The sequence below is a fragment of the Blattabacterium sp. DPU genome, from assembly GCF_011290385.1.
In the GTDB taxonomy this organism is placed as follows: domain Bacteria; phylum Bacteroidota; class Bacteroidia; order Flavobacteriales; family Blattabacteriaceae; genus Blattabacterium.
The window spans coordinates 111,167-122,802 of record NZ_CP049785.1; the positions used below are offsets into that span (position 1 = coordinate 111,167).

The following is an 11,636-nucleotide window of genomic DNA, read 5'->3' on the forward strand; positions in this document are numbered from 1 at the left end:
TAAACAATAATATTAAAATTATAAAATTTTTATGTTTTTAGAAAAAAAAATACAAGATTGTGTAATTATTGGATCGGGACCTGCTGGTTATTCTTCGGCCATATATGCAGCAAGAGCAGATATGAATCCTATTATTTTTACTGGAGATCAACCTGGGGGTCAGTTAACTACGACTACTGATGTTGATAATTATCTTGGATTTCCTGAAGGAATTCATGGAAATGATCTAATGAATAATTCTAAAAAACAAGCAGAACGTTTTCATACTAAAATCATAAATCAATCCGTAAATCGTGTTATTTTATCTTCTAAAGAAGGAGGAGTACATCGTATTTTTTTTGATACAGAAAAATATATAGAAAGTATAGGATTAATTGTAGCTACAGGTTCTAAACCCAAATTTTTAGGAATTAATAAAGAAAAAAAATTCATGGGATTAGGTGTTTCTTTTTGTGCTATTTGCGATGGTTTTTTCCATAAAGAAAAAGATGTAGCAGTAGTAGGAGGTGGAGATAAAGCTTTAGAAGAAGCAAATTATTTATCAAAAATTTGTAAAAAAGTATATGTAATAGTTAGAAAAAATTATTTTAAAGCATCCAAAATTTTGCAATATCGTGTTTCACGAAAAAAAAATGTTAATATTTTATTTTCTTCTAATGTTATAGAAATTATTGGAGATAATTTTCTAGAAGGGATTAAAATTTTTAATCAAAAAAATAAAACAAGCAGAATTGTGTTAATTAGTGGTTTATTTATTGCGATAGGTCATCTTCCTAATACAGAAATTTTTAAAAATAAATTAGATTTGGATGAAAAAGGATATATTGTTGTACAAAAAGGAAAAACTATAACTAGTAAACCTGGAGTATTCGCTGCTGGAGATGTACAAGATTCTGTTTATCGTCAAGCTATTACTTCTGCTGGAACCGGATGTATGGCTGCATTAGATTTAGAAAGGTATTTATCTTTATGTGTAAAATAAATTTTGATTTTTTAATTTCTCATGCAAAAGTTTATGGTTTTATTTTTCCTTCTAGCGAAATTTATGGAGGGTTAAATGCTGTTTATGATTATGGACCACACGGAGTTGAGTTAAAAAATAACATAAAAAAATTTTGGTGGAAATCCATGACCCAACTTCATGAAAATATAATAGGATTGGATTCTTCTATTATAATGCATTCTGATGTTTGGCATGCTTCTGGTCATGTTGATAAATTTAATGAGTTATTAATTGATAATAAAGATTCTAAAAAAAGATATCGTCCTGAAATTTTAATTCAAGAATATGTAGAAAAAAATTTCTTAAATAATCCTAAAAAAAAAGAAGAAATATTATCTCGTTTATTCCAATCTTTGCAAAATCAAAATTTGGGGGAGTTAAAAATTTTAATTGACGAATTGTGTATTTGTGATCCCATTTTTAAGACAAAAAATTGGACAGAAATTCGTCATTTTAATATGATGTACAAAATCAAAAATGAAAAAGATTTATATCTTCGTCCTGAAACGGCTCAAGGTATATTTTCAAATTTTCATAATATTCTAAAATCCACTAGAATAAAAATTCCATTTGGCATTGCACAAATAGGAAAATCATTTAGAAATGAAATTTTTGCAAGAAAATTTATATTTAGAATGCGAGAATTTGAACAAATGGAAATGCAGTATTTTATACTCCCAGAAGAAGAAATAAAATGGTATGAATACTGGAGAAAAAATAGATTAAAATGGCATTTAGAATTGAATTTAGAAAATAAACAATCATATAAATTATGTGATCATGATCATTTAGCTCATTATGAAAATGTAGGATCAGATATAGAATTTCATTTTCCTTTTGGATTTAAAGAGATAGAAGGAATTCACTCTCGTAGAGATTTTGATTTAAAAAATCATGAATTTTTTTCGAAAAAAAAATTAAGAATTTTTGAATCAAAAAGAAATTATATTCCTTATGTTATAGAAACATCTTTAGGATTAGATCGTCTTTTTTTAGCAATATTTTCTTCTTCCTTAAAAAAAGAAAAATTAAAAAATGGGAAAATACGTGTAGTATTAAAATTTCCCTATTATTTATCTCCAATTCAAGCTGCCATATTTCCATTAGTTAGAAAAGATGGATTACCAGAAATTGCAAAAAAAATATTTTATGATCTTAAAATCCATCATAGATTAGTTTACGATGAAAAAGAATCTATTGGAAAATTGTATAGAAGACAAGATGCAATAGGAACTCCATTTTGTTTTACTGTAGATTATGATACGATAAAAACAGATACAGTAACCATGAGAAATAGAGATAGTATGAAACAAAAAAGAATTTATATCAAAGAAATATCAAATATTATAGAACAAGAAACCGGATTGAAAAAAATTTTCAAAAAATTGTCTTATTTCATATAATTTCATTTTTCTATTCCTCTGATTTCAGCTTGTAATTCTTTTTTCAAAAAAAACTCAATTTTTTTCATATAATTTTTGATAATTTGATCAGTTAATGTTTCTTTTTGGCTTTCAAAAAAGAAACTTATAGTATAAGATTTTTTTGATATCGGTAAATTTATTCCTTCGTATAAATCGTATATTTGAATTTTTTTAATAATGTGATTTTCTTTTTTCTTGATTAATTGATTTATTCTTTCAAATGAAATAGATTTGTCTACTAATAAAGATAAATCTCTTCTTGAAGTTGGGTATCTGGAAAATGGAATATAAATTATTTTTTTTTCTTGAATAATAGATATTAAATATTGCCAATCAATCTCTGCATAAAATATTTCATTTTTTTTTAACACATTGTTTTTCAACTTTTTTATTTTTCCTATTTCAACTAAATTTTTATGATTATATAATATAGAAATCCCATTTTCTAATAATAGATGTTTAGAAAGTATTTGTGTATAATTAGAAATCCCACTTTTTTGAAAAATTTGTTCGATAATTCCTTTTAAATAAAAAAAAATATAATTTTTAGATTCAGTTATTTTTTTTTGAAAAATTATTATCCCAAGATAGGTTTTTTCTAAAAATTTATTATTTTTTTTAAAATATATTTTTCCTAATTCAAAAAATTTGATATCCAAATCAATTCTATTGTTATTATAATTGTATATTATACATTCTATCATACTGAATAATAAACTAAAACGCAATAATTTTTGATTTTGATTCACGGGATTCATTACTTCAATTTTTTCTATATTAAAAAAAGAATTGAGTAAAGAAGAACATTCTTTTTCTTTGATCATAGTAGGAGAAATAATTTCTTGAAATCCATAAGAAACTAATTGTTCAAAAAGTATTTTTTGTATTTCATATTCTGTCTTATGAAAAACTTTAGGAAGTGTGGATATTTTTATTTGATCATGTATTGGAATTTTATGAATTCCATAAATTCGTAATATTTCTTCAATTACATCTATCTCTCTTTGAACATCTGTTCTATAAGAAGGAATACTAATGAATAAATATTCATTATTTTCATAATGAATTATAATTTCTAATAATGATAAAATTTTTTTTATTTTTCTTTTAGATATTTTTCTTCCTATAATATTTACAATTTTATTATAACGAAGTTTTATTTTTGAAAAAAAAATAGGATTAGGATAACAATCAATTATATCAGAGTATATGATTTCATTTTTTGTTATTTTCTTGATAAGAAAAACTACTCTTTGTAAAGCATATACAGTCTGATTTGGATCCGAATCTTTTTCAAAAAGATGTTGTGTTTTTATTTGTATTGAATGTTTTTTTATAATATTTCGGATAATATTGGAATTAAAAGAAGCGCTTCCAATAAAAATATTTTTTGTACTAATATGTATATTAGATTGAATATTATTGATCATTCCAGCTATAGACAATGGTTTTATTTCATCGTAAATCACTAAATCTTCTTTGTCTAGTTTTCTTATAACGTTGTCCGAGGATAGAAATTTTGTATTTTTTTCTCCATTTTTAATTATTATTTTTCCACATTCTATTTGGTCCATATCAAAAATATGTAGGGGTTGGCCTAATTCATACATTACAAAATATAATGTATCTATTATATTATTTGTAGATTCTATACCTATAGATCTTAATCTAGAAATTAACCAATAAGGAGATGGTTCTATTTTTATTTTGGAAATAAAAATTCCAGAATATCTTATGCATTTTTCATGTATTTTCAAAATAATTTGAAAATTTTGAAAATGAGATTTACTATCATTCCTATTAATTTCTTCATTGATTACTGGTTTTAATAAATGAACTTTGTATCCCCGAAATTTTAAAACAGCATATAAATCACGAGCAATTCCATAATGACTCATAGCATCCGTACGATTAGGTGTTATTTCAATATCTAAAACAAAATCCTTATTTATATGATTGATGCTTTTGACTGTTAGGCCAATATTAGTCAATATGTTGGATATTTCGTCTTCACTCATATTAAGAGGAAATACATATTTTTTAATCCAATTCAACGATATTTTCATATTTTTATTGTAGACATAATCAATATAAAAATTGATTCTTCTTTTTTTTTATGTATGGGTTTCAAAATTCCCATTTTATGATATAGTTCAAAATAGACAAAATCTTCATTCAAAGAAGATAAAATTTCAATCAAAAATTGAGAGTTAAAACCTATTTTCAAATTTTTTATATTTGTAACAACAACTTTATACTCTATTTCTGAAATAAAATGATTTTTGGAAATTGTATTTTGATCACAAATTTTTAATTTGTTATGATAAAAATGAAAATCTATAAAATTTTTTCTTTTTTTGGAAAAAATGGAAATTCTTTTCAGAGTATTTAACAATAAAAATTTGTTAAAAATAAAAGATATATGACATTTATTATGAGGAATAAAAGAATGATAATCTGGATATTTTTCATTTATTAGTTGACATATAAAAGTATGATCTTCAAAATCAAAAAGAACATTATTTTTTTCAAAATATTTAATAACAATGTTATTTTTATTTTCATTTTTTACAATTTCTTTAACTATGTTAAGATATTTTTTAGATATAGTAAATTCTACATTTTGATTTGTTTTAAAATTTTTTATAGTATATTTTACAAGTTTGTAAGTATCTGTTGCTACAAAATTTGCTTCATTAGTATTAAATTGAAAAAAAACTCCATTAAATATAGATTTCATTTCTTTATCTCCAGTAGCAAATAAAGTTTTGTTTAATATTTTTAAAAGAGTACTTGATAACAAAGGAATTCTTACAAAAGAAGATTTTTTTAATTTATTATTATGATAATTAAAATTATCATAATAAGTAGGGACTTCATAAACACCCTGTTTAGAATAAATAAACAGCGTTTTTTTTTTCTTTTCTATAAAAAGTTTTTCATTTGAAAACGTAGTTAGAAGATCTATCATAAATTTGATAGACACAGTCACTTTTTCCTCAGTATATTTTTGAACAAATATCCTTATATATGTATGAATTAAATTTCTAGGATCTAATCCCCATATAATCTTTAATTGATTTTTTTTTGAAATTACAAAAGTAATAGAATTAGATAAATTATTAATATTTATAATTTTATATAAAGTATGTAATTTTCTTAAAATATAATAGTTATAAACAGAAAAATACATATTATGTTGTATTAAAAAAAACTAATGATGACTCATTTTTGGTAGCGTGAGGGGGATTTGAACCCCCGACCTCTGGGTTATGAATCCAACGCTCTAAAACCAACTGAGCTATCACGCCAATTTATATATTTTTGGGCGCACATTATAACTCGATAAAGTTAATATATTTTTGTTTTATATTAATATTATAATATTATGTATGTTGATTTGAGTGATTTAAGAAAAAATTATAGAAAGAATTCTTTATTAGAATCTGAAGTACCAAAAGACCCTTTTTGGTTATTTGATTCTTGGTTTCAAGAAGAAAAATTCTATCAAAAAGATAACGAAGAAATTAATGCTATGTCTATTTCTACTATTGGAGAAGATGGGGGACCAGAAACTAGAGTGGTTTTATTAAAAGGATATTCAGAAAATGGATTCATTTTTTATACAAATTATTATAGTTTTAAAGGAAGAGCTATTCAAAATGTACCAAAAATATGCATTTCTTTTTACTGGAATAGAATGAAAAGACAAATTATTATTAAAGGAATTACATCAAAAATTAAAAGAAAAAAATCAGATGAATATTTTAACAAAAGACCTAGAGAAAATCAAATTGGAAGTTGGGCATCTAGACAAAGTATGATTATTTCGTCTAAAGAATATTTATTAGAACAGTATGAAAAATGGGATAATTTTTTTGATAAAAAAATTATAAAACGTCCTTTTGATTGGGGAGGATATATTGTAACCCCATATAAAATGGAATTTTGGCAGGGACAACCTAATAGACTTCATGATCGACTTATTTATATTTTAGAAGAAAAAAAAAAATGGATTTTATATAGATTATCTCCATGAGAAAATAAAAAGATAAAGCTTGTAAATAACAAACTTTATCTTTTATTAAATTACAATTTTGTTAATTCTGCTCCTATTTTAAATTTAGCTACTTTTTTTCCTGGAATATATATTTTTTCTCCTGTTCTAGGATTCACTCCATTTCTAGGATTTCTTTTAACTACAGAAAAGGTACCGAATCCTACTAGAGTTACCTTATCCCCTCTTTTTAAAGATTCAATCACTGTTTCTATAAATGCATCCGTAACGTTTTTTGCTTTTATTTTTGTTATTCCAGTTTTTTCAGCTATTGAATTAACCAATTCTGTTTTGTTCATGAATAATGAATTTGATTTTAGTATAAAAAATAATCTTATAATTAACAATAGCAATAGCAATAGCAATAGCAATAGCAAATATATAATATATAAAGGATAAATAACTAAAATTTTTATTGAACGAAAAGATTTTCTTTTATTTTCAATCCATTAATTAAATTTTTAATATACATTCTTTTTTTTCCCTCTATCTGTCCTTCTATAATAGATATAAAACCTTCTTTAACAGAAATTTTCATTTCATTCGAAAAAACAATTACCCCTATTGGATAAGTATGTATTTCACGTATTTTCTTAACTAGAAAAATATTAAATCTAACAAATTTTTTTTCATTAAAAAAGAGAAAAGTCCATGCAGTAGGAGAAGGACTTAATCCTCTTATTTTGTTATAAATCAATTCTATAGATGGATTGTCCCATTGTATCTTACAATCCTTTGTATATATTTTTGGGGCATATTTCAATAAAGAAAAATCAATATTTTTTTGGGGTATAGATTTAATTTTCTTTTTTATAATGTTTTCTAAAGTTCGAATTACTATAGGAGCGCTAATTTTTTTTAATTTTTTTTCCAGTTCTCCTGCAGTTTCTTCTTTTTCTATATTAATTTCTTTTTGTATAAGTATTTTTCCAGAATCTATTTTTTCTTCTATAAAAAAAGTTGTCACCCCTGTTTTATTTTCTCCATTAATAATTGCCCAATTTATAGGAGCCGCTCCTCTATATTGTGGAAGAAGAGATGCATGTAAATTAATAGATCCCATTTTAGGTAAATTCCACACTTTTTTAGGTAAGATTCGAAAAGAAACAACAACTTGTATATCTGCTTTCCATGCTTTTAAATTTTCCAAAAAAGAATGATTTACAAGATTTTTAGGTTGTAAAAAAGGGATATTATTTTCTAATGCGTATATTTTTACAGGAGAAAAAGCTTTTTCTCCTTTATTTTTGAATAAAGGGTTATCAGGACTTGTGATGATTCCTACTATGTTATATTGTTTGATATATAATTTTTTTAAAGTATAAAGAGAAAAATGGGTTGAACCTATAAATACAATTTTTGGAAACTTTTTCATATAATTTATTTGTAATTTAAATTCACTAATTTTATCTTGTAATTTTTATGAAAAAGTTCATCAATTTTTGAGAATCAAATATATAAAATAAAATATCATTTTTTTGATTTTTTACATAATTAAAAATATCAATATATGTATTGGACTTTAGAATTAGCCTCTCATTTAGAAGATGCACCTTGGCCTGCAACAAAAGAAGAATTGATTGATTTTGCTATTCGAACTGGAGCTCCTTTAGAAGTAGTAGAGAATCTTCAACAATTAGAAAATGGAGAAGGAGAAGTTTTTGAATCTATAGAAGATATATGGGCAGATTATCCACGTGATGATGAAGATTTTTATTGGAATAGAGATGAATATGAACTTTAAATTGTTTGTTTATTTTTTTTGTATGATCTATTGATTGATCTATATTTTTAATTTAATGAGTTTTATTAAAAAGATTTTAAATAAATTATTGGTAAATAAGAATGAAAGAGACCTTAAAGAGGTTAGACAATTTTTGGTTAAAATCAAAGAAGAAGAAAAAAAAATATTTTTATTATCTGATGATGAATTAAGAAATAAAACTCAAGATTTAAAAAATATTATACAAAAATCTACAAAAAAGTTTCATAATAAGAATAAAGAATTATTGAAAAAAATACAAAATAAATTTTGTTCTATTAGTGTTTTAGAAAAAATATATTCTAATATAGAAAATCTTCAAGAAGAATGTTACAAAATAGAACAAAAAGTATTAATAGATATTTTACCAAAAGCTTTTGCTGTAATTAAAGAAACGGCTAAACGTTTAAAAGAAAATAAACAATTAGTTGTTGCATCTACTGACTTTGATGAAAAATTATCAAAAATAAAATCTTATGTCCATTTGAACGGAAATAAAGCTATTTGGAAAAATGAGTGGGATGCATATGGTAAAAGCATAATTTGGGACATGGTTCATTATGATGAACAGCTTATGGGAGGGGTCGTGTTACATCAGGGAAAAATAGCAGAAATGGCGACAGGAGAAGGAAAAACTTTTGTAGCAACTTTATCTACTTATTTAAATGCTTTATCTGGAAGAGGAGTACATGTTGTCACAGTAAATAGTTATTTATCTAGAAGAGATACAAGTTGGATGTCTCCTTTAATGGAATTTCATGGATTAAAAGTTGATTGTATTGATTATTATTCATCTTCTGATGTAATTATGCGTAAAAAAGCTTATCAGGCTGATATTACTTATGGAACGAACAATGAATTTGGTTTTGATTATTTACGTGATAATATGGCTTCTTCTAAAGAAGAGCTAGTTCAGAGAGAATTGAATTATGCTATTATAGATGAAATAGATTCTGTATTAATAGATGAAGCAAGAACTCCTCTGATCATATCAGGGCCTGTAGATCCTAAAAAAGATAATAAAGAAGAATTTGAGTTATTTAAAAAAAAAGTAAAAACTTTAGTCAATAAACAAAACGTGATAGTTAATAATTTTTTGCATGAAGCAAAGAATTTAATTAAAAATGGAGAAAAAAAATTAGGGGGATTTAAATTGTTTCAAACATATCGGGGATTACCCAAAAAAAAATCTCTTATAAAATTTTTGAGTGAAGATAATATTCGTTTGATTTTACAAAAAACTGAAAGTCAATATTTACAAGATTATGGAAGAGAAATGTACAAAGTAGATAAAGATCTTTATTTTGTTATTGATGAAAAAAATAATACTGTAGAATTAACAGATAAAGGAATTGAATTTTTATCAAAAAATGTGGAAGATATAGGTTTCTTTGTTTTACCAGATATAAATCTTGAACTAACTGAAGTCGAGAAAAAAAATTTTTCTAAGGAAAAAGAAACAAAAGAAAAAGAAAAACTTTTGAAAAATTTTTCTATCAAATCACAAAGAATTCATACTATAAATCAGTTACTTAAATCCTTTACTTTATTTGAAAGAGATGTTGATTATGTTGTTTTAGAGGGTAAAGTGAAAATAGTAGATGAACAAACAGGTCGTATAATGGAAGGTAGACGTTATTCTGATGGATTACATCAAGCTATAGAAGCAAAAGAAAATGTACAAATAGAATCTTCCAGTCAGACTTTTGCTACAATAACTTTGCAAAATTATTTTAGAATGTATAGGAAAATTTCTGGAATGACGGGAACAGCAGAAACAGAATCTGGAGAATTTTGGCATATTTATAAATTAGATGTAGTAGTAATTCCTACACATAAAAAGATCCAAAGAAAAGATTTGCAAGATTTTGTTTTTAAAACCCAACGAGAAAAATATAATGCGATTATTGAAAAAATTATTTTTTTATCTAAAAATGAAAAACGTCCTGTTCTTGTTGGAACAACTTCTGTTGAAGTATCAGAATTTCTAAGTAGAGCTTTAAAATTTATGAAAATACCACATAATGTATTGAATGCTAAATTACATGAAAAAGAAGCGGAAATCATAGCGAAAGCAGGATTTCCTGGGGCTGTAACTATAGCAACCAATATGGCTGGTCGTGGTACTGATATTAAATTATCAAAAGAAGTTATTAAGAATGGAGGATTAGCTGTTTTAGGAACTGAAAGACATGATTCTAGAAGAGTGGATAATCAATTAAGAGGAAGATCAGGTCGTCAAGGAGATCCAGGAAGTTCTCAATTTTATGTTTCCTTAGAAGATAACTTAATTCGTTTATTTCTTGATTCGGAAAGACTCTCTAAATTAATGGATAGATTTGGACATAAAGAAGGAGACATAATACAACATCCTTTATTGACAAAATCTATTGAAAAAGCACAAAAAAAAATAGAAGATAACAATTTTAGTATACGAAAACGTTTGTTAGATTATGATGATGTTATTAATAAACAAAGAGAATTTATTTATAAAAAACGAAAAAATGCATTATGTGGAACTGAATTAAGTTTAGATATTTCTAACATGGTTTATATTTTATTGGATAGTATGATTACTGTGAATCAATCTTTTCATGATTTTAAAAATTTAGAGTATGAGTTTTTTCAAATTTTTGGTATAAATTTTCCGATACAAGAAGACGAATTTTTATCCTATAAAGAACGTGATTGTATCAACAAACTTCATGATATAATTATAAATTTTTATGAAAAAAAGAAAGTAAAAATGATTGATCATGATATTAAATCTATTATTATAGATAATATTTTAGATAAAAATAATCATGAATTTTATCAAATACGAGTGATTTTAACTGATGGATATCAAAGTATAGTTTCTATATCAAATTTGAAAGAATTTTATAGTACAAAAGGAAAGTCTTTTTTATCCATGTTTGAAAAAAAAACTATATTATGTTTTATGGATGATAAATGGAAAGAACATTTACGTGAAATGGATAGTTTGCGATATTCTGTGCAAAATGCTGTTTTTGAACAAAAAGATCCTCTTATTGTTTATAAACAAAATGCTTTTAATTTGTTCCAAGAGAAAGTTTATGATATAAACAAAAGAATTATTTCTTTTTTACTTAAATCCGTTATTATAAGAGGAGATATTTTATATTTTCCTAAAAAAAATAAAAATAATTTTAAAACAAATCTTTTGATGAAAGGAAAAGATAAAAAAAAATTAGGGAGAAACAATAGAATTAATATTCGTCATTTAATTACGGGAGAAACAAAAAATATTAAATTTAAACAAATCGAATTTTTTTTAGAAAAAGGAGAATGGGTTATAGAGGATGATTCTTTTTAGAATATGTTAATTAGAAATAAAACGTATATTTTTTCTTATTATTTCATTTTTTA

9 protein-coding genes and 1 tRNA gene are annotated in these 11,636 nt (G+C 24.2%); 5 read left to right on the top strand and 5 right to left on the bottom strand.

Annotated elements, in window-relative coordinates; translation table 11 throughout:
- Positions 1-31: 31 nt before the first annotated feature.
- Positions 32-982, top strand: coding sequence for a thioredoxin-disulfide reductase (trxB, locus tag G9C01_RS00535; RefSeq protein WP_166265051.1), 951 nt, complete (start codon positions 32-34; stop codon positions 980-982).
- A complete protein-coding gene (locus tag G9C01_RS00540) occupies positions 970-2,406 on the top strand; it encodes a glycine--tRNA ligase (RefSeq protein WP_166265054.1) in 1,437 nt (478 codons plus the stop codon). The genes trxB and G9C01_RS00540 overlap by 13 nt, the downstream gene beginning before the upstream one ends.
- Positions 2,407-2,408: 2 nt before the next feature.
- On the opposite strand, the gene pheT is transcribed toward G9C01_RS00540, so the two are convergent.
- The 3 genes from pheT to G9C01_RS00555 all read right to left on the bottom strand — a co-directional run bounded on the left by pheT (position 2,409) and on the right by G9C01_RS00555 (position 5,738).
- Positions 2,409-4,493, bottom strand: coding sequence for a phenylalanine--tRNA ligase subunit beta (gene pheT, locus G9C01_RS00545; protein WP_166265057.1), 2,085 nt, complete (start codon positions 4,491-4,493; stop codon positions 2,409-2,411).
- Positions 4,490-5,620: a DNA polymerase III subunit beta gene (locus G9C01_RS00550; RefSeq protein WP_166265060.1), complete on the bottom strand. Its 1,131-nt coding sequence runs from the start codon at positions 5,618-5,620 to the stop codon at positions 4,490-4,492. Before G9C01_RS00550 ends, pheT begins: the two co-directional genes overlap by 4 nt.
- A 39-nt stretch (positions 5,621-5,659) precedes the next feature.
- Positions 5,660-5,738 (bottom strand) — tRNA-Met (locus G9C01_RS00555).
- A gap of 77 nt (positions 5,739-5,815) precedes the next feature.
- Here G9C01_RS00555 and pdxH point away from each other — a divergent pair.
- Complete coding sequence (gene pdxH, locus G9C01_RS00560; RefSeq protein WP_166265063.1) at positions 5,816-6,466, top strand: pyridoxamine 5'-phosphate oxidase; 651 nt, start codon at positions 5,816-5,818, stop codon at positions 6,464-6,466.
- A 50-nt stretch (positions 6,467-6,516) separates the two neighbouring features.
- Here pdxH and G9C01_RS00565 read toward each other — a convergent pair whose 3' ends face one another.
- Complete coding sequence (locus G9C01_RS00565) at positions 6,517-6,783, bottom strand: HU family DNA-binding protein (protein ID WP_166265066.1); 267 nt, start codon at positions 6,781-6,783, stop codon at positions 6,517-6,519.
- 113 nt (positions 6,784-6,896) lie between these two features.
- Complete coding sequence (fmt, locus tag G9C01_RS00570; protein WP_166265069.1) at positions 6,897-7,859, bottom strand: methionyl-tRNA formyltransferase; 963 nt, start codon at positions 7,857-7,859, stop codon at positions 6,897-6,899.
- 135 nt (positions 7,860-7,994) lie between these two features.
- On the opposite strand from fmt, the gene G9C01_RS00575 reads away from it, so the two are divergent.
- Both G9C01_RS00575 and secA read left to right on the top strand, forming a co-directional pair.
- Positions 7,995-8,228, top strand: a complete 234-nt coding sequence (locus G9C01_RS00575) for a DUF2795 domain-containing protein (RefSeq protein ID WP_012821710.1) — start codon at positions 7,995-7,997, stop codon at positions 8,226-8,228.
- A gap of 55 nt (positions 8,229-8,283) precedes the next feature.
- Entirely contained in the window at positions 8,284-11,583 is a 3,300-nt protein-coding gene (gene secA, locus G9C01_RS00580) for a preprotein translocase subunit SecA (protein WP_166265072.1), read from the top strand.
- The last annotated feature ends 53 nt before the right edge of the window (positions 11,584-11,636 follow it).